This is a genomic window from Candidatus Poriferisodalis sp., assembly GCF_965208925.1.
Lineage (GTDB): Bacteria > Actinomycetota > Acidimicrobiia > Acidimicrobiales > Poriferisodalaceae > Poriferisodalis.
On sequence record NZ_OZ242364.1, the window covers coordinates 284189 to 307012 of the forward strand.

Genomic DNA, 22824 nt, shown 5'->3' on the forward strand with positions numbered 1-22824 from the left:
TGAGCGGGCGTCGGGGGTGCGCCCGGGGCGCAACGAACGAGCAACGCCCTAGGAGAGTCGCGGCAGCGAGCCCTCAGCCTTGGCGACGCTTGCGCCTGCGGCGACGGTTGAACAGGAAGAACACCACCACCGCAAGTGGCGCCAGGATGCGCTTGAGCATGGGTCGGCCCGCCGTTTCGAGCAAGTCGACCGGTTCCGGCTCGGCCATCTCGATCTGGCGCGGGCCTGAGGGGGCCGATTCCTCGCCCGTCTCGCCGGACGCCTCAGCGTCATCGGCCGGAGCATCGTCTGCAGCCGCACCAGCATCGCCCTGGTCGCCGATCTCAGACAGCTTCTGTTCGAGCGAGTCCACGAACTGGCCGATGAGCTTCTCGGTGACGTCGGCCATCACCCCACGTCCGAACTGCGCCACCTTGCCGGTGACCTTCAGGTCGGTGGCGATCGACACCATCGTTCCATCGCCGTCGGGGGTCATTTCGGCGGTCACCTCTGCGGCTGCGTTGCCCGCGCCGCGTGAGTCGCGGCCGGACGCCTCGAGCACGATGCGACGATTGGCCTCGTCGAGCTCGACGAACTTTGCGGAACCCTTGTACTGCGCCGTGATCGGGCCCACCTTGATCTTCACACCGCCCTTGAATTCATCGCCGTCGACCTCGGTCAGCTGCGCGCCCGGCATGCACGGCGCGATGAATTCGACATCGGTCAGCGTGCTCCAGGCCTGCTCGACGGGTATGCCGACACGGAATTCACTCTTCAGCTCCATCGGCGCAGATCCTCCACGGTGTCGATGTCGTCAGGTGACCCTTCGCAGGCTACCGGCACCACGAATTCCGGAAATCGCCGCATCACCGTGCGGGCGCCTTCGTCGCCGTCGTACGGCAGCAGCGGCCATACCTCGCGTGCCAACCGGACCGGGTTCCCCCGCTGCCCGCCGTAGGTGCCGACGGCGACGGGGGCCGCACTGGCGGCGACGATCTGCCAGGCCGCCGATGTCACGAACGGCTGGTCGGCGAGGCCCACCACGATCGCGTCGTGGCCGTGCTGGGCCGCCCACGTCGCAGCACACCTCACCGACGACGCAATCCCCGATTCCCAGCGATCGTTTGAGATCACGGCGATCCCGCCGCTCGCCTCAGCCACCAGCCCCGAGATGTCCACCGCTCCCGTGACGACCGCCACAGCATCGAGCGACGCCCCCACCAGCGACCCCAGAGCCCGGCTGACCACGCTCTGGCCGTCGAGGTCGGCCAGCAGCTTGTGCCGCGGGCCTGCGAACCGGGTCCCAGCACCCGCTGCCAGCAGCACGCCCGCCGTGGACACTGACAGATGACCTCCGAGGATGGGCTCGGCTAGTACGAGCGAGGCAGGCCGAGCACCTTCGACGACACGAAGTTCATGACCATCTCCTGGCTGACCGGCGCGATCTTCATCAGCCGCGCCTCGCGCCAGTAGCGCTCCACGTCGTATTCCTTGGCGTAGCCGAAGCCGCCGTGCGTCTGCATGGCCCGATCGGCGCATTCGAACGCCGCCTCCGACGCCAGGTATTTCGCCAGATTGGCTTGCTCGCCGCACGGCAGACCGTTGTCGTAGCGCCACGACGCATCGCGCACCACCAGTTCGGCCGCGTGCAGGCGAGCATGGCTGTCGGCCAGCGGGAAGGCAATGCCCTGGTTCTGGCCGATCGGACGACCGAAGATCACCCGGCTCTTCGCGTACTCGGCGGCGCGACGCAGCGCGACCCGGCCGATCCCCAATGCCTCAGCAGAGATCAGGATCCGCTCGGGATTGAGGCCGTCGAGGATGTAGCGGAAGCCCTCGCCCTCCTCGCCGACGCGACGGTCAACCGGCACGCGCAGCCCGTCGTAGCGGACCTCGCACGACACCACGGCGTTGCGGCCCACCTTGGGGATCGGGGTGATGTCGACCGCCGGGTCCTGCAGGTCGACCAGCAGCAGCGTCATGCCCTGGGTGGGGCCGTCGCACAGCTCCTTGGGCGTGGTGCGCACCAGCAGCAGGCACACGTCGCAGTACGGGGCCTTGGTGGTCCACACCTTGGCCCCGGTGATCACGTACTCGTCGCCGTCACGCTCGGCTCGAGTGCGGATCGAGGTGGTGTCGGTGCCGGCGTCGGGCTCGGTGACGCCGAATGCGGCGTGGAGGGAGCCGTCGGCAACGCCCGGCAGGATCTCCTTGGCCAGTGCTTCCGAGCCGTACTTGCGCACCGGCTCCATGCCGAAGATCGACAGGTGCAGGGCCGAGCAGCCGTTCATGGCGGCGCCGCTGGCCGCCACCTCCTCCAGCACGATCGACGCCTCGGTGATGCCCTGGCCGCCGCCGCCGTACTCATCCGGAATGGCGATGCCGACCCAGCCGCCCTCGGCCATGGCGTTGTAGAAGTCCCAGGGGAACTCGTGCTTCTCGTCGCGCTCGCGCCAGTACTCGTCGGGGAAGTCTGCACAGACGCGCCGCACGCCCTCGCGGATCGCCTCGTGGTCCTCGTTTTGGGTGAAGTCCATCGCGCTGACGCTACCGGGCGGTCGCTGCCGGGTTCAGTGGATGCGGCCTTGGCCGTCTTTGAGCCTCGGGGCTTGGCGGCCGGTGTGGGAGGCGATGATCTCGGCCACGATCGACACTGCGGTCTCCTCGGGGGTGCGGCCGCCGATGTCGAGGCCGATGGGCGCCATGACCCGTTCGAGTTCGGAGTCGGTCACGCCTGCTTCCCGGAGGCGCTCGGTGCGCTTCTCGTGGGTGGTGCGCGAACCCATGGCTCCCAGGTAGCCGACCCGAGTGGGCAGGGCGCCCACAATGGCGGGCACGTCGAACTTGTGGTCATGAGTGAGCACGCACACCGCGTCTCGTGGGCCGAGGTCGTCGCCGATGCGGTCGAGCAGGCGGTTCGGCCAGTCCACCACCACCTCGTCGGCCATCGGGAAGCGTCGCTTCGTCGCAAACACCTCTCGTGCGTCGCAGACGGTAACGCGGTAGCCGAGCAGCTTGGCCTGTGAGGCGAGTGCCCTTGTGAAGTCGACGGCGCCGAAGATCACCATGTGCGGGCGACGCGCGTGGCACTCCACGAACACGCTGACGTCCATCTGACGGGCCTCGCCGTGCTGGCCGTAGTGGCGCACCTCGCTGATGCCCGCATCGAGCATGCCCAAGGCGTCACGCTCGACGACCCGGTCCAGGTCGGCGTCGCCCAACGTGCCCAGCGCCGGGGCATCGGGCCGCACGAGGAGCTTGGCTCCCGCCTGCGGGCGCACATCAGACACAGCGCCCGCCTGCGGGCGCACATCAGACACAGCGCCCGCCTGCGGGCGCACATCAGACACAGCGCCGGCATCAGGACCGTCGATGATCGTGGCCAGCGCGACTGGCTCCTCGGCCCGGATGGCGTGGCGAAACGCCTCGTAGATGCCGGCACTGCCCTTATTCGACCCTGTGCTCGATTCTGGGCTCACCAGTCGAGTTCCTCCACGAACAGGTGGATCGTGCCGCCGCAGGTCAGCCCGACGGCGAACGCCTCGTCATCGCTGTAGCCGAAGGTGGTGATCCCCGGGCCTCTCCGGCCGCCCAGCAGCTCGAGCGCTTCGCCGACCACAGCGCCCTCGACGCAGCCGCCCGAGACCGAGCCGGCGACTTCGCCTTCTTCGTTCACGGCCATCGCAGCACCTGGGTCGCGCGGCCCCGAGCCCTCGATGTCCACCACCCGCGCTACGGCCACTCGCTGGCCCGCAACCCGCCACCGGTCGATGTCATCCAAGATCTCATCCATGTGCCCTGTCTCCCTGAGTCCATTGTTGCGGCATCGGAACGTCGTGCGTCGGGTGATCTGAGGTTCAGCCAGGCTCAGGCCGCGATTGCAGCTGCCAAGTGTTCGAGCGAATCGAATGAATGGCCTTCGATGAACTCGTCGACATGCGGCAACGCGGCAGCCATGCCACGAGCCAGCGGCGCGTAGCCAGGAGTGTGCTTCAGCGGGTTGACCCACACCAGACGGTGGGTCACCAAGTGCAGGCGGGCCATCTGCTCGGCCAGTTCGTCAGGTGCGCCGCGGTCCCAGCCGTCCGAGCAGATCACCACGATGGCGCCGCGCGCGTGGCCCCGCACGCCCCAGCGATCGTTGAACTCGTGCAGCGTGGCGCCCAGCCGGGTACCGCCCGACCAGTCCTGCACCGAGTCGGCAGCGGCCGCCAAGCCGGCGTCGGGATCGCGGGAGGACAGCTCGCGGGTGACCCGGGTGAGCCGGGTGCCGATCGTGAACGCCTCCACCCGGGTTCGGCCGATCACTGCTGCGTGAGCGAACCTCACCAGCGCTCGGGCGTAGGGCTCCATGGATCCCGACACGTCGAGCAGCAGCACCAAGCGGCGCGGCTTGCGGTCGCCGACCAGGAATTCGCGCCGGATGGCCTCGCCGCCGGTGCGCAGTGCACGGCGGATGGTGCGGCGCAAGTCCGGACGGCGTGAGATGCGCTTGGCCCGCACAGCGCGCCGCGAGCGCCGGGTGACTGCCTGGAAACGCAGCTCGCCCATCAGCGCGTGCAGCTCAGACAGCTCGCCGTCGCTGCAATCGGCGAAGTCCTTGTGGCGCAGCGTCTCGACATCGCTGTAGCGGACCCGCAACGTCGGGCCGGCATCGGGCTCATCGCTGTCGCCTGGCGGCGAGGCGCCGCTGTCGTCGTCGGTGTCGGTGGCCAGGGTCACCGAGATCGGCGGCAGCTCCACGACGATCCCGCTGGGCGCTCGGCCCTCCCAGAAGACCGCGAAGGCCCGGTCATAGACACCGATGTCGGCCGGACTGCCCACCAGCGTCGCTCGGCCTGCCCAGTACACGTCTTCACGGCTGGCGACTCCCAGCAGCCGCAGCGCCTCGGTGAATGCCATGACGCGGCGGATCGTGACCACCAGCCCCGCGCCGCGCAGGATCGACGAGAAGGCCGAGGCCAAGCGCTCGGGTTCGTTGACGTGCTCATCCGACGCCGGCGTGGGAGCACCGAGATCAGTGCCGGTACCGCTCACGGCCGGCTCAGCCTCTGGGCCCTCAGGCCTCGGCGACGGCGGCCATGATCATCTCCATCCCGACCGACGTGACCCGTTGCTGATCCTCGCGGTACTTCAGCACCGTTCCCAGCGTGGCTTCAAGCATGGGCGTGTCAAGCTCGGCGGCGCCAAGACGCCCCAGCGCCGTGGCCCAGTCGATGGTCTCGGCCACGCCGGGAGGCTTGTACAGCCGCATCTCGCGCATCACCGATACAGCCGACGCCACTTGCCGTGCCAACGTTCCGTCAACGTCGGGCAGCTTGAGCTTGACGATCTCGACTTCACGATCGACCGACGGGTGCGAGACCCAGTGGTACAGGCAGCGGCGCTTGAGCGCATCGTGCACGTCGCGGGTCCGGTTGGAGGTGACCACCACGAGCGGCGGCCGGGCTGCCGTGATCGTGCCCAGCTCGGGCACGGTGACGGTGAAGTCGGACAGCACCTCGAGCAGGAATGCCTCGAACTCGTCGTCCGCGCGGTCCACCTCGTCGATCAGCAGCACTGCGGGCGTGGCGTCGTCGTGGTCGATGGCCCGCAGCAGCGGCCGGCGGATCAGGAAGCGTTCCGAGTACAGCTCATCCTCGATGGCCTCGGCGTCGGCCGCAGCGCGTCCCGCGGCCTCAGCTGTGCGCAGGTGGAGAAGCTGGCGCGTGTAGTCCCATTCGTAGAGCGCCTGAGCGGCGTCGATGCCCTCGTAGCACTGCAGGCGGATGAACTCCCCGCCGATCCAGGCGGCGAGCACCTTGGCCAGCTCGGTCTTGCCCACGCCGGCATCGCCCTCCAAGAAGAGAGGCCGACCCATGGTGACCGACAGGTACACCACCGTCGACAGCCCCTCGTCGGGCAGGTAGCCGTGCTCGGTCAGCGCCGCCGAGACATCAGCAGTGGTACCGGGCGCCGTGAACACAGCGGCCAAGGCTACGGCTTCGCCTGCGGCTCGGCCTCCGGCCGCTCTATGAGGTGGTCTCCAACCGGCAGAAACAGGACGCGGTGATGGGCACGTCTGCCCGTGCGATGGCGAGATCGAGGCGCTGGCGGATCAGCGGCTCCTCCACCGTTTCTCCGCGGCGAACAAGACATTCGTGCAGCCCGTGCAGGCTCCAGACGTTGTCGGGGTGCTGGCAGGGCCGGCGCAGCTGATCGTCCAAGCCCAAGTCGGACCGATACAGCGCCTCAGCCTCGTCGAACTGGCCCTGTTCCGACAGCAGCGCAGCCAGCGCGTGGCGTGTCGGCTGCATCCAGGCCCAAGGCTCGTCGTAGGGCAGGTTGTCGTCGAGCTGCACCGCGTGGCGAAGATGGTCGAAGGCGCCATCGAAGTTGCCGCACCGGTACTCAACCTCGCCGTTCAGCATGGCCTCGGCCACGGCCAGGATGTCGAGTCCGGTGTTGTTGAACAGCGTGCGGCTGGGCAGCACCTGGGCCTTGGAGACCAGGAACTCCTCACGTTCAGCCAGCGCATCGTCGACTCGGCTCAGCGACGCGTAGGCAACCGTTCGTGCGTATCGCATCATGGCGGTGGTGACGCAATAGAACTGCTGATCGAACGGCAGGTGCTGGTCGAGTATCTCGTGCCACTTGCCGAATCGCACGAACACGTGCTGCTTGATCGCCACGAATCCTTCCAGCCAGTCGGCCATGGGCGGCGATCCGGTTCGCAGCAGTTCCTCCGGCAGCGTGCGGTTCATCTCTTCGGCTGCCGAGAGAGCTGGGGCGTACTGGCCGGCCAGCATCGCTCCGTACACCTTGAAGTGATAGTCGTGGCAGCGGTAGGCGGAATAGAAGTTCATCGGACCCTTGAGGTCGAGATACTTCCGATCTGCGACGATCGCGGCCGAGTTGCGGGTCACGACGTTGTGATAGTGGCCGCACAGCACGTCGATATGGGTCGGCATGTGGACGAGGTGCCCGGCGTCAGGCGCCAGATCGACCAGCCGGTCGCCGGCGGCCAAGGCTCGCTCGGGATGCGGCGACATCTCCATGAGATGGATGTACATGTGCAGCAAGCCCAAGTGGCGGTTGGCGCCTTCGGCGTCGAGCATCTCGAAGGCAGTCTCCAGCACATCGACTGCTTCGAGGGTTCCGGCGCCCTCCGCCGGCTCGCCGGTGACCAAGTCCCACAGTGCCCAGGGGGTCCGGTTCATGATCGCCTCAGCGAACAACGCACAGATGTCAAGGTTGTCGCGATGGGCCAGATACACCTCGCGCATCGCGTCCGCGTAGGCGTCATTCCACCGTGCGAAGGCGTCTTCGTCGGGCACTTCGGGGTGTAGCGGGTAGCGGTACGCCAATGCACTGATCAGTGCGCGTTCGAGGCCTCCGGTGCCTGCCGAGGCAGCTTCTGCAGCCGCTGCCTCGGTCCGTGCCCGCTCCAGCGAGGTGCGCAGATCATCCTCATCGAACTCTTCCCAAGGCTTGTTGTAGTTCGGCCCGATGGCGTACGCGATGCCCCAGTGAGCCATGGCGAAGCTGACGTCGTGAAGCAGTGCGCGCTCGAAGCAGGCGATCGCCTCTTCGTGATGGAAGCCGTAGCACCACGCCATGCCGCGGTCGAACCACAGCTGGGCTTCGGCATCGGACGTCGTCACCGGCCAGCGATACGAGCCCAGATCGAAGTACGCCATCGCAGTATTCCGAATCCTCCTGGCCGTATAGCTGCTTTCCAATCGTCCAGTATCCCTCACGAATTCGACCAGAGTCATGAAGATTGTTCAATTTACAAATGCGGGCACGTTCAGGTCTCAACCGCCCGTCGTGCTCAGCCCACGGCGATCATCGACGTACCGGCCAGCGCTGCAGCGATGCCGATGCCTTGCCACCAGCGCAGCGTGTCGTCGTCGAAGAGCACCGCCAAGGCGATCGTCACCACCGGGTAGAGCGACGCTGCTACAGCGACTTCGCTGAGCGGGCCCCGTTGCAGTCCAGCGATGAAGGCTCCCATGCCCGCTCCACCGGCGACGCCGCCGGCGAATCCGGCAAGACGGAGCGACGGCGGCAGGATCTGGGGTATCCGCCGGACCCTGGTCACAGCCAGCATGCAGGCCAGCGCCGCCATCCGCTGGCTGACTGCCGGCCACATGCCGCTGTCCAAGCTGGTCTCGCCCAAGAGCACCGTTGCGGTTGCGAACGAGATGCCGGCCAAGAGTGCGAACGCGAGACCCCGCCTGATGTCCCCACGAAGATCCGGCACGATCACCGCGGCCAGCAGCCCGGCGACGGTCACGGCGATGCCTGCGGCCGCAACGGCCGAAGGCCGCTCGCCCACTCCCAGCCCATATGCCAGCGGCCCCAGCGCAGTTGAGGCGGCCACCACCGGCGAGGCGATCGCCGCCGACGACACGGCCATGCTGTGCCACATCGCCGAGAGCGCGAGCGCCATCAAGACGCCTGAGGCCGCGCCGAGCGCGAGCGAAGCACCGATGGCAGAACTCGGCACCAGCAGCAACAGCACCGCCGTCACGACCAGGCCGCCCATGAAGGCCGTGCCGACGGCGGTCATGGCCCGGGCGCGCCGGCTGCAGTAGCGACCGAAGTAGTCGGATACGCCGATCAGGACCGACGCCGCAGCACCCAGCAGCACCGGCATGCGATCCGCACGCTAGTTGCGCGTTTCCCTCAGCCCGCTGGCCCCGATGAGCGACTCAGTCGCGGACGACGTCGCCAGTCACTTTGTCGAAGAAGTGCATCGCCGACACGTCGATGGCAACTTCCATGCGCTGGCCGACGCGCGCTTCGCTCTGCTGGGCAAACCGGCCCAAGAAAGCGCTGCCAAGATCTTCAGAGTCATCTTCGTCAGCCGACGGACCGCCGGTCTCGATGCGTTGTACACCAATGTCGAGATGGGCGACGATTTCTGAGCCGAGCTCCTCGAGGAGTTGCACGCCGGCAACGATGCGTTGGCTGTAGTCCGGAGCGAGTGCCGAGTCATATACATCGTCTGGACGGATGCCGCACACCAGACGCTTTCCCTCGTAAGCGCGCAGTGCCGGGCACTCATCGAGAATCGAAAGCGGCAACTCGACACTCTGTGTGCCCATCTCGACGTTGACTCCGCTGCCGCCGACGGAGACAGCCGACTCGAAGAGATTCATCGCCGGTGACCCCACGAAGCCAGCGACGAAGACATTCGCCGGCCGGCGGTACAGCACCGAGGGCTTGTCGACTTGCTGGAGCACACCGCCGTTCAGCACGGCCACTCGATCACCCATGGTCATCGCCTCGACCTGATCGTGCGTGACGTAGATGGTGGTCACGCCGAGGTCTCGCTGGATTCGCAAGATCTCGCTGCGCATGTACACGCGGAGCTTCGCGTCGAGGTTCGACAGCGGTTCGTCCATGAGGAATACCGAGGGCTCACGGACAATGGCTCGTCCCATCGCGACACGCTGACGCTGCCCGCCCGACAACGCGGCCGGCTTGCGATCCAGGAACTCGGAGAGATGCAGCACGTCGGCGGTGCGCTGCACCCTCTGATCGATCTCAGACTTCGGGGTCTTGGCAAGCTTCAGCGGGTAGGCGATGTTCTTGCGCACCGTGAGGTGGGGATACAACGCATAGTTCTGGAAGACCATGGCAATGTCGCGATCCCGCGGGTGCACCTTGGTCATGTCAGCATCCCCGATTCGCAGGGTGCCGCTCGAAATCTCCTCGAGCCCGGCGACCATTCGCAGCGCCGTGGACTTCCCGCACCCTGACGGCCCGACAAACACGACGAACTCGCCGTCGTCGATGCTCAGGCTCATGGCGTTCACGGCGGTGACTCCCCCGGGGTACACCTTGGTCAGCTCTGCAAGCTCAACTGTCGCCATGTGGCTTCTCCTTCGTGATCCTCCGTGGGTCTCCTCTTCGTAGCCAGCGCGAGAACGGAATGACCCACGGCGGTTCAAACAGCTCTCCGTATCTCGCCCGATTTGCGGCTATCGCCATCATCAACAGCCAATTCAGCCAGAGCAGCGCGAGCAGCAGCAGGCCGACGGGCACGAACACGCCCGCCAGCTCGACACGCGCACCGAGCTCCAGCACTCCCCAGAGCACCAGGGCGACGACTGCGACGGACGCGTTGAAGTCAATGGCTCGGCGCCGATGGCGTCGGCCGGCGTCGGAGTCACGGCTCAGGATTGCGCCTAGCGCGAGCGGTCCCAGGATGATCACTGGCGCAGCCCACACGGCAGGCCGGCCGATCACCGCCACTGCGGCCGCGGCCGGTATCAAGGGCGTCAGATGCACTGCGGCGTCTCGGCGGCGCTCAGACCGCGTGCCCGGCTGAACGAGGTATTCGGGACTCATGACTGCGCTGCCTGACCTGTCCGGGTGATCGTGACGTGCCGATTGACGTCGAGGTCGCTGATCGTGCCGATTGCGCCGTCGGGCCACGTCACCTCGACCTCCACCGGGCCGGAACTGTCGCCCACGCCGAAGTGCAGCACCGTCGAAGCCCCCGAGAGATATCCGCGTGCCGCCTCGACCGTGCGCACCAGCGTGCTGTCACGCGCATCGCCCAACCGCACCTGTGCGCCGATGGCGTCTGGATTGCCGGTGCCGGGCCAACGCAGCGCGACGGTCACGGCATTGCCGCCGCACAGTCGGTTCTCATACAGCCGCGACGGCGCATTGAGGTTGTTCACGACAATGTCGAGGTCTCCATCAAAATCGAGATCGGCCATCGCCATCCCGCGTCCACCAGTTGTGTCGTTCAGATCCCAGTCGACCGCTGTCGCGAACCGTTCGCCGTCGATATTGCGGAACGCCTGATTGGTCTCGACCAAGCTGGCATCTGGCAAGTGTCCGAACAGATTGTCCGCGACCATGCCGTTCACGACGTACAGGTCGACGAACCCATCGTTATCAAGATCGCCGAATAGGCCGGACCAGCTCCACCCCGTCGCCTCCACCCCGAACGACGGCGCGTTGCTGGCGAAGCCGTCACCCGTTGCCAGCAAGAGCACGTTCTCAGGCCGTTGGATGTCGTCGGAGGGCGACGCGTCGATGTCGGACTGCACGTTGACGTACGCATCGATGGTTTCGGGCCGGTCGTCCATCGGCTTCATGTCGGTCGCGAACAGGTCCAGGTCGCCGTCGTTGTCAATGTCACCCGAGTCGATGCCCATCGTGCTGAACGCGGTCTGGGCAAACGGAGTCGCCTGGGTCCACGAATCGTCCTCGCCGGCAAACCACACGTAGTCGGGCGTGGCGAGGTCATTGCCGACATAGATATCGGCGCGGCCATCGCCGTCGATGTCGCCGATGCGGGTCGCGAGCGCCTGCGATTCGGACGCGAGCTGCGTATGCACAAATGTCTCGCCGTCGCGCTCGAACAGGCCCACGCCTCCCTTGTTGCCGAGGTTGAGGCGCCGCTCGGCCGTGAGTTCGGCGTTGTACGCACCGGTGACTGCATCGAGGTCTCCGTCGCCGCCGAGATCCCCCCATGCCATGGAGTATGTGTAGGCATCGAGGCCCACAATCTCGTCGCGTTCGAAGCGCTCGTCGGCCGTCGATCCCTGGCCCGTGTTGCGCATCACCAGTGGACGGCCGACACCGGTCGTGAACACGACATCGTTGCTGCCGTCACCATCGCTGTCGACGATGATCACCTGGCGGAAGCGGCCCTCGACGAGCGCTTCGCGGCGGAATCGCAGGGGACCGTCGTTCCACAGCACCGAGCTGTCTCCACTCAGATTGGCCAGGACGAGATCATCGTCGCCGTCTCGATCCAGGTCACCGACAGCGAGGCCCGCACCCATGCCGTCGAACATGGAGCGGCTCGCCCCTGGTCCGCGGGTGTGATGCTCGAGGTCAACTGGCACGAATCGACCGTCGCAGGCACTTCGGTCGGCGTGCGGCACAGCCTCGACGCTCACTTCAGCGGAATCCGCGGTTGAGCCACAAGCGCTGAGCGCCAGCACCGACAGCGCGCATACGGCGCCGAGCACGAGGCGGGCGCGCCCGTCTCGAAGATCTCGACAGGCGCCCACGAGCGTCCGGACCGGAGGCAGCCGGAAAGCCGAGGAGTCGGAGGAACGTTCCCTCGACATCATTCAGTGCCTCCGGTCCGGTTCGCCCGGGAGGGCAGTCCTGGCTAGGAGCCGAGGACCGCGTTGACCTCGCCTGCCACTTGGGCGAGGCGCTCGCCAGCGTCAACCTGCCCACGCAGGATCTCCTGCATGGCCGGACCGACGATGGCTTCGATCTGGCTGGCGCTGTCAGTGATCGGGAAGAGGAACGTCGTGCCTTCGTCGACGTGCACCGTGAAGGCCGTCACGTCCACGCCGTTGCCCTCGTGGGCAGCGATGGCGATCTCGGCAGCCGAGGGAATGGCCGGAAACACCACGGCGCCCTCGCCGATGACGTCCTGACATGCAGCTGACGCCATGTGCTTGACCCACTGCCACGCCTCTTCTTGATGCTCCGAGTGCGTGTTGATGGAGTCGGCCAGGCCATTGAACATCGAGGCACGCGCACCGCTCGGTCCAACCGGAAGCGGGGCGAACTCGACGTCGAAGGGTGTATCGGCCCCGATGTAGGTGCCGATCTTCCACGAGCCGTCAGCCATGACCGCAGCCGAGCCGTTCTGGAACACGGTGGTCCCGCCGAGTGATTCGACGTCCTCGATCGGCACGACATAGCCGGCCTGAATCATCCGCGCGAACCAGTCGATGGTGGCTGCGAGACGCGGGTCGTCATAGTTCGCGGAGTCACCGAACGGGTTCACGTCCAGGAACTCGAATCCGGTGGATCCTGCGAAGGCCGAGAATGTCGTCTGTCCGAACGCGCCGAAGTTGCCTTCGAGACCCAGTCCGTACACCTCGACATTTTCCGGATCGAAGTCCGGCGAGTCACCGGTGTTGCCGTTGGCGTCAACGCTCAGCCTGCGGATGAGTTCGCCGAACGAGCCGCCGTCGTCGGGGTTCCACTCAGCCGAGGCAAAGTCTGCGGCCGTCACACCCGCCCCAGCGACGTGGTCCGAGTTCATCACGAGCGCGATGGTGTCGAAGTCCTTGGGCAGGCCGTAGCGGTTGCCGTGGTTGTCGACCCACAGCTCAGCGAGGCCGGGGAAATACGCACCGGCATCGACGTTGTCGCGCTCGACATAGTCGTTGAGCGGAACCAGCACATCGCTGGCCACGAACTCGGGATAGCGGGCGAGGTGATCGGTGAAGACATCGGGTCCCGAGCCGGAGGCGAAGCCGGCCGTCACATTGGTCCAGTAGTCGCCCCAGCCGAACTGGGTGATCTCGACGTCGATGCCGGGGTTGGCTGCCTCGAAGTCAGCGGCGCACTGCTCGTAATAGGGCTGCTGGTTGCCATCCCAGAGCCAGTACTCAATGCTGACCGCCTCGGCGGACATGTCGTCGCCGTCGTCGGTCGACGGGGCCTGCGTCGCCGCAGGTGCGTCATCGGCGTCGTCGTCACCGTCGTCGCCGCCGCACGCTGCGGCGACGATCGAGAAGGCGAAGAGGACTGCGAGCAGTCTCCATAGCGCTTTGGTCATCAGGTTCTCCCTCCCAGGAGTCAGCGGCGACCAACGACAGGCCGCCGATTGTCGGTGGGGATCACTTGATCCCCGAGAAGCCGATCGAGTCGACGACCTTCCGGCCAAAGGCCAGGAAGATCACGATGATCGGCAGGGCCGCGAGCAAGGTGCCCGCCATCAGGCCCGACCAGTCGGGGGACGTCCCCGGTTGTTGAGCCGTGAACTGTCCGAGCGCGACCGTCAGCGGCTGTCGCGCCGGATCCCGGGCCACCACCAGCGGCCAGAGGAACTCGTTCCACGCAGTGATGTAGGTGAGGATCGACAGCGTGGCGAGCGGTGCCGCGCTCATCGGCACGATGATCCCGAAGAAGGTCCTGAAGTGCCCAGCCCCGTCGAGCAGTGCGGCCTCCTCGACCTCGCGGCTGATTCCGAGGAAGAACTGGCGCAGGAAGAACACCGCAAACGGCGTCATGAAGAAGAACGGCGCGATGATTCCCGGATAGCTGTTCAGCCAGCCCAAGTTCTTCACTAGAACCAGATTGGGTATGAGCGTGAAGATGGGCGGGATCATCAACCCGCTGAGAAACAGGAAGAACAGCTTGTCGCGGCCCCGGAACCTGAGCCGTGCGAACGCATACGCGGCCATGGCCGAGAAGGCCACCTGCCCGATCGTCACGGCGGTCGAAACGATGACGCTGACTTTCAGAGACTGCAGGAAGTCGAAGGACCCCGTGTTCTGGCGCCCCAGGCTCTCGAGAATCTCTTCCTCGCTGGCGGTGCCGAGCACGCGTTCGAAGTTGTTGTCGGTGTAACCGACAGGAAGCAGGCTTTGCTCGCCGGCGAAGAGCTCGCCGTTGGTCGACAGGCCGGTGCGCAGCGCCCACCAGAACGGGAAGACGCTGACGATGAGGATTGCGATCATGAACGCCCATGCCGCCCCACGACCGATCCCCCGCTTCCGCAGCCGCGCCGATGTTGGCGTGGCGGTGGGCGCGGGTGCGGGCGTGAGCTTGTCGTCCAGCGTCGTGCCACTCATGCCAGATCGCTCTCGCCGGCCCGCAGGAGCTTGAGCTGCAGGAAGGTGACCGTCAGCAGAATCGCGACGAGCAGCACTGAGATCGTGGCTGCGTAGCCGAGCTGGTTGAAGTCGAATGCGTTCTGGTAGATGTACAGGTAGATCACCCGGCTGGCGTTGGCCGGTCCGCCGGGCTGTCCGCCAAATCCGCCGGTGGCGACAAACACGGTGTCGAACACCTGCAAGGAACCGACGATGGTGATCACGAGGACCAGCGCCAGGATCGGGCGCAGCAGCGGGATCGTGATGTCCCGGAACATCTGGCGCTCGGTAGCGCCGTCGACTGCTGCCGCCTCATAGAGACTGCGGGGAATCGTCTGCAGCCCGGCGAAGATCAGCAACGCCGTGTAGCCCATATGACGCCACGTGTTGATGCCCGCGAGACTGGGTATGACCTTGCCGGTGTCGGTGAAGAACCTCACTGGGTCCATGCCGAAGAGACCAAGGAAGTCGTTGACGATGCCCAGATTCCCATCGAGCATCCACACCCACAGCAGCGCCACGATGACGTTGGGAATCAGCCAAGGCAGCAGCAGGATCCCGCGAATAGTGACCGATTTGGTGAGACGATCCATGAGCACCGCTATCAAGACAGCGAGGATCGTCTGCGAGACGATGTTGATCACCGTGTACTTGAAGGTGATCTTGAGCGATTCCCACACCTGGCGGTCGCTGAAGAGCCGGTCGTAGTTGTCGGTGCCGACCCAGCTCCCCCGATTGGCGATCAGGTTCCAGTCGGTGAAGCTGATGTACACGCCGCGCAGCGCGGGATAGAGATAGAACGCCACGAATCCCACCAGCGCAGGGAGCAGGAACCAGAAGGCGGATCGCCAGCCGCCGTGCAAGCTGGCTGTGCCGAACAGCGACCGTCGAGGCGAGGCTCCAGGCGGTGCCGTGGTCACCGTCACCGGATCTCTCCAGCGGCCCTGTCCCGCTCGCGAAGCGGCTCGGGGATGTATTCGCAATGGGCCTCGATCAGCTCGTCGACGAGTTCGGCGATCTGATCGAGATCGAGTTCGGCTGCCGTGTGCGGATCGAGCATGGCGGCGTGATACACGTGCTCGCGGCGACCGGTCCGCAGTGCCTCCACCGTGAGCTGCTGGGGGCCGATGTTGGTGTGCATGAGCGCAGCGAGCTGAGGGGGCAACGACCCGATGACGTGGGGCGTCACTCCGCCCGCCCCGACGGTGGCCGGCACCTCGACCGCGCAACCCGAAGGCAGATTGTCGATCAGGCCGAGATTCGGCACGTTGACATACACGATGCGTTCGGTGCCGGTGGCAATGCTGTGAATGATCTGCGGCGCGTACTCGTCGCTCGCGGGCACCTCCAGCGGATACTCCGGGTCTTCGAGGCGCCGACGGAGTTCCTCCCACTCGGCAATCTGTTCCTCGCAGCGCCTGACGTACTCGCGCACCGGAATCTTGAACCGCTCGATGAGCTCAGGCCGGCCTCGCTTGAGGAAGTACGGCGTGTACTCCGCGAAGTGCTCGCTCGACTCGGTGACGAAGTATCCGAGCCGCCGCAGCATCTCGTACCTCACGGCATCGGGCAGATCCCACTCGCCGCGGGTCGGCGATTCTGCCGGATCGGTATAGAGCTGCCGCAATGCGGGATACAGGTCGGTGCCCTGGTGCTCCAGCCGCAAGAAGAAGCACATGTGATTGATGCCAGCCGCGAGATACTCCATCTCGTCGACCGGCACCCCCAGATCGCCGGCCAGGTGGTGCGCCGTCGTCGGCACGCTGTGGCAGAGCCCGTAGGCCTCCACGTCGGCCATCAACGTGAGCGCCCACATGTTGATCGCCATCGGATTGGCGTAGTTGAGCAGCCGTGCGCCATCGCTGAACTCGCTGATGGCTTCGGCGACTTCGACCAGCGCGGGAACCGTCCGCAGGCCGCGCATGATCCCGCCGATGCCGATGGTGTCCGCGATGGTTTGGGTGAGACCGAATCGCTCCGGAATCTCGAAGTCGTGGACTGTGGCCGGTTCGAAGCCGCCGATCTGGAACATCGTGATGACGAAGTCCGCGCCCTCGACGGCGCTGCGCAAGTCCGTCGTGGCCAGGACCTTCGCGCGTGCGCCCCGATCTGCGACCAGCCGGTGCCCGACGATCTCGGATGTGCGGAGTCGTTCGGGGTCGATGTCGTGCAGGCGGATGTCCAGGTCGTCCCGCAGATCGTCGTACGCGAGCAGGTCGCCCATCAGGTTGCGGGAGAACACTGTGCTCCCCGCCCCGACGAATGCGACTGCAACCATCTGTCCCCCCGGCTTGTCTCGCCAAAATAGCATACGTCAACGTTGGCGTCAACGTTGACGTCAACGATGACGCAAAACCGGGGCAGAATGAGCGCAGCCAGTAGGTTCGTGCACGGGACGTGTACCGCCACGCGCGCTTCACCGGCCGAGAGCGGGAACCGATCAGCGGAGGGGCATGGACAGGAAAGCAACTCTCCACGATGTCGCCGGCAAGGTCGGCGTCTCGCCGCGGACCGTGTCGCGGGTGGTCAATGACGAAGGCGGCTATTCCGAGGAGACCCGCAAGAAGGTGCTGGCAGCCATCGAGGAACTCCGCTACCGGCCCAACATGGTTGCCAGAGCACTCATCACCAAGCGGAGCGGCACCGTCGGCCTAGTGGGCGGCGATATGACCGACCCGTTCTTTCCCGCACTCGCCGAAGGCATCCAGCACCGTGCTCGCGAAGCGGGCCAAACGATGTTCTTCGCCAGTACTGGCAGCGACCCTGATCGTCAGGCAGAAGTACTCAGGTCGTTCTGGGCGAGAGCGGTGGACGGTGTCATCGTCTTTCCAGCGCTGGATTCCATCGATCAGCTCACTGACTACGGGCAGCGCGGACTGCCGATCGTGGTCGTCGACGACTTGATCGAAGCACCCAACGTGGCATGCGTGCTGTTCGATCTGGAGGAGGGCGGGAAGCTCGCGGCCCAGCACCTGCTCGACACGGGCCGGCGTCGCATGGGAGTCATCAGTGCAACGGTCTCTCCCCCGAGGCGGCGCCATCGAGAACGCGGATTCCTCGGGGCCTTGACCGATGCTCACGATGATCATCTGCCTGCAGCTGTCGCAGAGACCGACCCCACGGTGAGCGGCGGCGAGGCAGGTCTCGCGGAGCTGCTCTCGCAGATGCCAGACCTCGACGGCATCTTCGCCTACAACGATCTCGTGGCCATCGGTGCGATACGCGCCGCCAGCGCGAGCGGCCGTCGCGTGCCAGATGACATCGCCGTGATCGGCTGCGACGACATCGAGATGAGTACGTACGTCACGCCGGCGCTCACCACCATCCGGCTCGACCGCGCCCGGCTGAGCTACGAAGCAGTCGCAGCGCTCGGCGACTTGATCGATGCACCCGGCGAGCGGCGCCAACCCGTCGTGCTGCCCGTCGAATTGGTCGCACGCGAGTCGGCGTGACGAACCGCGCGCCGGCGGCCGAGCGCGCTGTCGCACTGCACCGCGAGCGATGGGGCGCGCCTGCGGCGATCAGCAGGGCACCAGGACGCGTCAACTTGATCGGCGAGCACACCGACTACAACGACGGGTTCGTTCTGCCGATGGCGATCGAGTTCGACACGGTCGTAGCGATGAGTCCTGGGGACAACGACACAGAGTGCGTGGTGCTCTCCGAGGCATTCGGCGAGGCGACGTTCGGTCGCCGGATGCCGAAGATCGACTCGAGCCATTGGGCTGCGTACGCATTCGGCGTTCACCATCTGCTGGTCGAGTGCGGGATAGCGCCCGGGCTATGGCGTTGCGCCATCGCGACTGACATCCCCATCGGCGCCAGCCTGTCGTCATCGGCAGCGCTGGATGTCGCAGTGACGAAGGCACTGCTGCACCTGACCGGCGACGACTGGCATACCGAAGCGATCGCGCAGCTGTGCCAGCGCGTCGAGAACGAGGTCGTCGGGATGCCCTGCGGGATCATGGATCCCCTGATCTCCGCCGGTGCCGTCGCGGGACACGCCTCGCTTGTCGATTGCCGCTCGCTCGACATGCTGCCCCGCCGGCTTCCGGATGGAACAGTGATTGCAATCCTCGACACCATGACGAGGCGTGAGCTGGTTGACTCGGCCTACGCCGACCGCCGCGCCGCCTGCGAACGTGCTGCGAGATGGCTCTCGGTGGCCGCCCTGCGGGACGCCGAGCTGCACGAACTCGAGAGGATGCCAGCGGAGCTCGCGGTTGAACGTCGCCGAGCGAGGCACGTCATCACCGAGAACGAGCGCACGCTCGCCGCAGCGGATGCCATGGAAGCAGGCGACGCAGACGCCCTCGGAGCACTCATGAACGCCAGTCACCTCAGCTTGCGAGACGACTACGAGGTCTCGGGTCCGGCGCTCGATGCCATGGTGCAGATCGCACATGCCAGCCCTGGGTGCATCGGCGCACGCATGACCGGCGGCGGGTTTGCCGGCTGCGCGGTGGCGCTGGTCGCTGCCGACGCAGCAGATGACTTCGCCGGAGATGTGCAGGAGGGCTATCGGGCCGTCACGGGGCTCGATGCGAGCGTCTGGCTGTCGCGGCCGGCTGCAGGAGCTTCGCTCATCGACAGCATCGAACGACACACGGCCTGACGCCCGTTCGTCACGGCACGCGCGCAGCGAGGGACGAGACGATCTCGGGGAGTGTCGAACGCGACGGCGCCCAGTCGAGAACGCGACGAGCCCGCTGCGTCGAGGCGATCAGCTCAGCAGGGTCACCCGCCCGGCGCGGCCCTACCTCATATGGCACGCGACGCCCGAACACATTCTCGACAGCAGAGATGACCTCAAGCACCGAGTGACCGACGCCGGCGCCGAGGTTCACCGCCGTGGTCTCCCCGGCCGCCCGCAGGTAGTCGAGCGCAAGCAGATGCGCGTCAGTGAGATCGACGATGTGGATGTAGTCACGAACGGCGGTGCCATCCGGGGTTGGATAGTCATCGCCGAAAACCGTCAACTGGCAGTCTGGCTCTGTTGCCGCGCGCACCGCAAGCGGAATCAGGTGTGTCGCCGGCCTGTGGGGTGATATGCGACGAGCGGTTGCGCCAGCAGCATTGAAGTACCGCAGCGACACCGACCGCAGACCGTCAGCGTGGTCGTGCATCTCGAGCATCTGCTCGGCGACCAGCTTGGTCCACCCGTAGGGACTCGTCGGCTGAGTGGATTCGCTCTCGGAGATCGGAGTCGTTGAGGCATTCCCGTACACCGCAGCCGACGACGAGAACACCAACCGAGAAACGCCGTTGCGCACGAGCACGCGGAGCAGTCGGGCCGACTGCACCACATTGTTCTCGATGTACAGCCCGGGATCGGCCACCGACTCCCCCACGGCGATCAATGCCGCCAAATGAATGCACGACTCGACTCCGTGACGGCGCACGAGATGCTCGAGGCATTCGGTGTCGCCGATGTCCGCCGATTCGAATTCCACACCACCGGGGAAATTGGGACGTGTTGAGCGCGACAAGTTGTCGATGACCAGCACGCTCTCACCGCGTCCGGCAAGAGCGTCGACGACCGCTGAGCCGATGTAGCCCGCGCCGCCGGTCACGAGCACCGTCATGAGGTCACCACTGCGTCGCGCCTGTCAGCTGGTGCCGAGCGAGAGGAGGTTCTCGACAGGCTGGTAGAGCTCCTCGAGGTAGGCCGTGTCGTCCGCGCTGAGCTCGATGGTCGTGGCTTCGACGAGCTGGTCGAGCTGGCTGATCTTGGACACGCCGACCACAGGGGCGGTGATCTCGGGCTTGTTGGTGAGCCACGCCAGGGCGATCTGGGCGGGGCGCACATCGAGTCGCTCGGCCACCTCGGACACCCGGGCGGCGATGTCGAAGTCGCGCTCGCCCAGGTAGAGGCTCTCGGTGCGGGCACGGTCCTGGCCCTTGGAGCGATCGGTTGTGCCGGCATCGAGGCTGCCCTGGTAGGACCCGGTGAGAATGCCCCGCGCCAGCGGCGACCACGGCGTCAATGCCACACCGGTGCTGACGCAGTACGGGTTCATCTCCCGCTCTTCTTCGCGGTAGATGAGGTTGTAGTGGTTCTGCATCGAGACGAACTTCGTCCAGCCACCCATCTCGGCCGTCAACTGCAGCTCGGCGAACTGCCACGCGAACATCGAGGAACCGCCCAGGTACAGCGCCTTGCCCGCCTTGACCACATCGTGTAACGCCTCCAAAGACTCAGCGATGGGCGTGTCGGCGCTGCCGGGAATGCCGTGCGGGTGGCGGTGGATGATCAGCTGGTCCACATAGTCGACGCCGAGGCGACGCAGCGAATTGTCGACCCCCTCCATGATGTGCTTGCGGCTCAGACCCCCCTCATTCGGGTTGCGGCCCATGGGTATCGAAACCTTGGTGGTGAGCACGTACTGCTCGCGCGGCAGCAGCTCGCGCAGGATCTGCCCCACCACCTCTTCCGACGCACCCACCCCGTAGACGTCGGCGCAGTCGAAGTAGTACAGGCCGCGCTCGATGGCGGCCTCGAAGATCGGACGGGCCTGCTCGACGCCCAGCGTCCAGTCACCCTGGTGGCCGCGCCCGGGCACGCCGAAGTTCATGGTTCCCAAGCAGAGCTCCGACACCTGGAGACCGCAGTTCGAACCGAGCTGGGTGGATTTCAGTCGCGACATGGCCACGAAACGTATTCGACTGCGACGCTCATCCGTCGGCCGGCGTTCGAGGCGGAGCCCAAGCGGCTCTAGGCAGCCTTTGGTTCGGCGGCCTTCGGCGCAGCGGATGCAAGGCCGCGCCAGAGCGCCCGATAGGTCGGCCACGACGCGTCGGCGGGCAGGTAGCCGTCCTCTTCCAGTGCGCGTTGCAGGCGCGGCAGGTTGCGGGCCGGAACGCCTGAATCGACGTGGTGCGCCAGGTGATATCCCACGTGGTATGGCACGAAGAGCACACGGGCCAGCCAGCTCTGGCGGATGTGGTGCGTGGTGTTGCGCCGGTCAGCGGTGCGGGTCATGCCGCCATGCTCCGCGATCGCCCGCAGGCGATTGATGAGCTGGTACCAGGTGAACCATGGCAGCACCCACAGCAGCAGGTACAGCCATGGATGGCCAGCCAGCCAGAACAGACCGAACACGATGGCCTGCCCGGCGAAGAAGCGCAGGCTGAGCGGCACGTATTTCAGCTTCACGAGCCCGGTGAACCGCGGTTTGGTGATGCGCCAGGCCGACACTCCGACGATGTCGCGCACCAGCTTTCGCCGCAGCGATTTTCCCGAGATCGGGTAGAACGAATACAGCAGGAAGTCGGGCTCTTTGGGGCCGAACTCGTCACGGTGATGGTTGGCGTGGCCCCGTCGGTAGAAGTGCGAGCCTGTGCCCATCGGCAGCCAGCCCAGCAGGTTGATGCCGATCCGGTCGTTCAGCCAGCGGTTCGAGAACAGCAGCCGGTGGGCCGCCTCGTGATGGAGGATGAACCACCGCAGCTGCAAGGTGCCGATCACCGGTATTGCGGCGACGATGACCAGCGGGTGGCCGATGGCTATCACCGCCGCGATGACGGCCGCCGGAGCAGCCACCGTCGCGATGACCTCGATCGCATTGATGAAGTTGGGGATGCGACGCAGCTCCGCCCGGAAGGCCGGCTTGGGCCGGCCGTCGGGACGCAGGCGCTCCGAGCCCTCGAACCGGGGCAGTCCCGAGCGCGTCATGCCACCGGTCATCTTCGCCACGAGCTCGTCGTGCGTCGGAGGTGCAGCGGCAACGCTCACACCACGGATGCTACGACGCACAGACGGCATCGAAGAGTCCAACGGCAGTGGGCGGACTGGTCTCGAAAAAACCGTATCGCACAAGATACGTTTAAGGGATGAGCGCGGTAACGATCAGCCGATGGGATCCGGCTGAGCACATCGAATCCACGGCGAACGCAATCACGTACCTCGACGCGGCATTGGAGGATGGCGACCCTCAGCTGGTTGCTGCCGTGCTCGGTGACATCGCGAGAGCGGCCGGCATGACCAAGATTGCCGCTGCGACCGGTCTCGGTCGCGAGAGCCTGTACAAGTCGCTCTCCCCGCAAGGGAACCCAGCGCTCGCCACCGTGCTCAAGGTGATGCGCGCAGCGGGTTTACGCCTGCACGCATCCCTTGCCGACGCCGACCGGCAGCACTACCGCTACACGCGCGCGTAGGTTCCACGCTCCGTGCGGGGACGCGATGATGCAGACGGCGGCACGCTGGCTTCCCTAGTGGACCGACCGCATATCTTTCCTTGAAAATCTGTTATCGAGTGATCGA

At 66.0% G+C, this 22824-nt stretch carries 22 protein-coding genes; 3 read left to right on the forward strand and 19 right to left on the reverse strand.

Annotated elements, in window-relative coordinates; translation table 11 throughout:
* Positions 1-73: 73 nt before the first annotated feature.
* The 16 genes from ACOGI5_RS01095 to ACOGI5_RS01170 form a co-directional block, all read right to left on the reverse strand.
* A complete protein-coding gene (locus tag ACOGI5_RS01095; protein ID WP_419862626.1) occupies positions 74-763 on the reverse strand; it encodes an SRPBCC family protein in 690 nt (229 codons plus the stop codon).
* Complete coding sequence (locus tag ACOGI5_RS01100) at positions 754-1320, reverse strand: nucleotidyltransferase family protein (RefSeq protein ID WP_419862627.1); 567 nt, start codon at positions 1318-1320, stop codon at positions 754-756. The genes ACOGI5_RS01095 and ACOGI5_RS01100 overlap by 10 nt, the downstream gene beginning before the upstream one ends.
* 29 nt (positions 1321-1349) lie before the next feature.
* Positions 1350-2516, reverse strand: a complete 1167-nt coding sequence (locus ACOGI5_RS01105; protein ID WP_419862628.1) for an acyl-CoA dehydrogenase family protein — start codon at positions 2514-2516, stop codon at positions 1350-1352.
* 33 nt (positions 2517-2549) lie between these two features.
* Positions 2550-3458 (reverse strand): XdhC family protein, encoded by a 909-nt coding sequence (locus tag ACOGI5_RS01110; protein WP_419862629.1) that lies wholly within the window; start codon positions 3456-3458, stop codon positions 2550-2552.
* On the reverse strand, positions 3455-3772 hold the full coding sequence (locus tag ACOGI5_RS01115; protein ID WP_419862630.1) for an XdhC family protein: 318 nt from the start codon (positions 3770-3772) through the stop codon (positions 3455-3457). The genes ACOGI5_RS01110 and ACOGI5_RS01115 overlap by 4 nt, the downstream gene beginning before the upstream one ends.
* A gap of 74 nt (positions 3773-3846) precedes the next feature.
* Positions 3847-5016, reverse strand: a complete 1170-nt coding sequence (locus ACOGI5_RS01120) for a vWA domain-containing protein (protein ID WP_419862631.1) — start codon at positions 5014-5016, stop codon at positions 3847-3849.
* Between the two features lie 22 nt (positions 5017-5038).
* Positions 5039-5944: an AAA family ATPase gene (locus ACOGI5_RS01125; RefSeq protein WP_419862632.1), complete on the reverse strand. Its 906-nt coding sequence runs from the start codon at positions 5942-5944 to the stop codon at positions 5039-5041.
* A 46-nt stretch (positions 5945-5990) separates the two neighbouring features.
* A complete protein-coding gene (locus tag ACOGI5_RS01130; protein WP_419862633.1) occupies positions 5991-7658 on the reverse strand; it encodes a tetratricopeptide repeat protein in 1668 nt (555 codons plus the stop codon).
* A gap of 134 nt (positions 7659-7792) precedes the next feature.
* Positions 7793-8620: an EamA family transporter gene (locus ACOGI5_RS01135; protein ID WP_419862634.1), complete on the reverse strand. Its 828-nt coding sequence runs from the start codon at positions 8618-8620 to the stop codon at positions 7793-7795.
* Positions 8621-8675: 55 nt separating this feature from the next.
* Positions 8676-9842, reverse strand: coding sequence for an ABC transporter ATP-binding protein (locus ACOGI5_RS01140; protein WP_419862635.1), 1167 nt, complete (start codon positions 9840-9842; stop codon positions 8676-8678).
* Positions 9829-10320, reverse strand: coding sequence for a DUF4870 domain-containing protein (locus tag ACOGI5_RS01145; protein WP_419862636.1), 492 nt, complete (start codon positions 10318-10320; stop codon positions 9829-9831). Before ACOGI5_RS01145 ends, ACOGI5_RS01140 begins: the two co-directional genes overlap by 14 nt.
* Positions 10317-11837, reverse strand: coding sequence for a CRTAC1 family protein (locus ACOGI5_RS01150; protein ID WP_419862637.1), 1521 nt, complete (start codon positions 11835-11837; stop codon positions 10317-10319). Before ACOGI5_RS01150 ends, ACOGI5_RS01145 begins: the two co-directional genes overlap by 4 nt.
* A gap of 272 nt (positions 11838-12109) precedes the next feature.
* On the reverse strand, positions 12110-13522 hold the full coding sequence (locus ACOGI5_RS01155; RefSeq protein WP_419862638.1) for an ABC transporter substrate-binding protein: 1413 nt from the start codon (positions 13520-13522) through the stop codon (positions 12110-12112).
* Positions 13523-13583: 61 nt separating this feature from the next.
* Positions 13584-14540: a carbohydrate ABC transporter permease gene (locus tag ACOGI5_RS01160; protein ID WP_419862639.1), complete on the reverse strand. Its 957-nt coding sequence runs from the start codon at positions 14538-14540 to the stop codon at positions 13584-13586.
* Complete coding sequence (locus ACOGI5_RS01165; protein ID WP_419862640.1) at positions 14537-15487, reverse strand: carbohydrate ABC transporter permease; 951 nt, start codon at positions 15485-15487, stop codon at positions 14537-14539. The genes ACOGI5_RS01160 and ACOGI5_RS01165 overlap by 4 nt, the downstream gene beginning before the upstream one ends.
* A complete protein-coding gene (locus tag ACOGI5_RS01170) occupies positions 15484-16839 on the reverse strand; it encodes an alpha-glucosidase/alpha-galactosidase (protein ID WP_419862641.1) in 1356 nt (451 codons plus the stop codon). The genes ACOGI5_RS01165 and ACOGI5_RS01170 overlap by 4 nt, the downstream gene beginning before the upstream one ends.
* A gap of 175 nt (positions 16840-17014) precedes the next feature.
* Here ACOGI5_RS01170 and ACOGI5_RS01175 point away from each other — a divergent pair, with 175 nt between their 5' ends.
* A complete protein-coding gene (locus ACOGI5_RS01175; RefSeq protein ID WP_419862642.1) occupies positions 17015-18013 on the forward strand; it encodes a LacI family DNA-binding transcriptional regulator in 999 nt (332 codons plus the stop codon).
* Complete coding sequence (galK, locus tag ACOGI5_RS01180) at positions 18010-19176, forward strand: galactokinase (protein WP_419862643.1); 1167 nt, start codon at positions 18010-18012, stop codon at positions 19174-19176. Before ACOGI5_RS01175 ends, galK begins: the two co-directional genes overlap by 4 nt.
* Before the next feature lie 10 nt (positions 19177-19186).
* Here the strand turns inward: galK and galE are convergent, their stop codons facing one another.
* From galE to ACOGI5_RS01195, 3 genes are all read right to left on the reverse strand, one after another.
* A complete protein-coding gene (gene galE, locus ACOGI5_RS01185) occupies positions 19187-20146 on the reverse strand; it encodes a UDP-glucose 4-epimerase GalE (protein WP_419862644.1) in 960 nt (319 codons plus the stop codon).
* Positions 20147-20170: 24 nt separating this feature from the next.
* Entirely contained in the window at positions 20171-21208 is a 1038-nt protein-coding gene (locus tag ACOGI5_RS01190; RefSeq protein WP_419862645.1) for an aldo/keto reductase, read from the reverse strand.
* Between the two features lie 68 nt (positions 21209-21276).
* Positions 21277-22296 carry a fatty acid desaturase gene (locus ACOGI5_RS01195; protein ID WP_419862646.1) on the reverse strand — a complete coding sequence of 340 codons (1020 nt, stop codon included), beginning with the start codon at positions 22294-22296 and terminating at the stop codon, positions 21277-21279.
* Between the two features lie 98 nt (positions 22297-22394).
* Between ACOGI5_RS01195 and ACOGI5_RS01200 the strand changes: the two genes are divergently transcribed.
* On the forward strand, positions 22395-22718 hold the full coding sequence (locus ACOGI5_RS01200; protein ID WP_419862647.1) for an addiction module antidote protein: 324 nt from the start codon (positions 22395-22397) through the stop codon (positions 22716-22718).
* The last annotated feature ends 106 nt before the right edge of the window (positions 22719-22824 follow it).

Excerpts from the sequence above, each read along its gene's own strand:
- ACOGI5_RS01160 (WP_419862639.1), bottom strand. The coding sequence starts at position 14,540 with ATGAGTGGCACGACGCTGGACGACAAGCTCACGCCCGCACCCGCGCCC.
- ACOGI5_RS01140 (WP_419862635.1), bottom strand. The coding sequence starts at position 9,842 with ATGGCGACAGTTGAGCTTGCAGAGCTGACCAAGGTGTACCCCGGGGGA.
- ACOGI5_RS01095 (WP_419862626.1), bottom strand. The coding sequence starts at position 763 with ATGGAGCTGAAGAGTGAATTCCGTGTCGGCATACCCGTCGAGCAGGCC.
- ACOGI5_RS01175 (WP_419862642.1), top strand. The coding sequence starts at position 17,015 with ATGGACAGGAAAGCAACTCTCCACGATGTCGCCGGCAAGGTCGGCGTC.
- ACOGI5_RS01145 (WP_419862636.1), bottom strand. The coding sequence starts at position 10,320 with ATGAGTCCCGAATACCTCGTTCAGCCGGGCACGCGGTCTGAGCGCCGC.
- ACOGI5_RS01200 (WP_419862647.1), top strand. The coding sequence starts at position 22,395 with ATGAGCGCGGTAACGATCAGCCGATGGGATCCGGCTGAGCACATCGAA.
- ACOGI5_RS01105 (WP_419862628.1), bottom strand. The coding sequence starts at position 2,516 with ATGGACTTCACCCAAAACGAGGACCACGAGGCGATCCGCGAGGGCGTG.
- ACOGI5_RS01155 (WP_419862638.1), bottom strand. The coding sequence starts at position 13,522 with ATGACCAAAGCGCTATGGAGACTGCTCGCAGTCCTCTTCGCCTTCTCG.
- ACOGI5_RS01135 (WP_419862634.1), bottom strand. The coding sequence starts at position 8,620 with ATGCCGGTGCTGCTGGGTGCTGCGGCGTCGGTCCTGATCGGCGTATCC.
- ACOGI5_RS01190 (WP_419862645.1), bottom strand. The coding sequence starts at position 21,208 with ATGTCGCGACTGAAATCCACCCAGCTCGGTTCGAACTGCGGTCTCCAG.
- ACOGI5_RS01170 (WP_419862641.1), bottom strand. The coding sequence starts at position 16,839 with ATGGTTGCAGTCGCATTCGTCGGGGCGGGGAGCACAGTGTTCTCCCGC.
- ACOGI5_RS01115 (WP_419862630.1), bottom strand. The coding sequence starts at position 3,772 with ATGGATGAGATCTTGGATGACATCGACCGGTGGCGGGTTGCGGGCCAG.
- galE (WP_419862644.1), bottom strand. The coding sequence starts at position 20,146 with ATGACGGTGCTCGTGACCGGCGGCGCGGGCTACATCGGCTCAGCGGTC.
- ACOGI5_RS01130 (WP_419862633.1), bottom strand. The coding sequence starts at position 7,658 with ATGGCGTACTTCGATCTGGGCTCGTATCGCTGGCCGGTGACGACGTCC.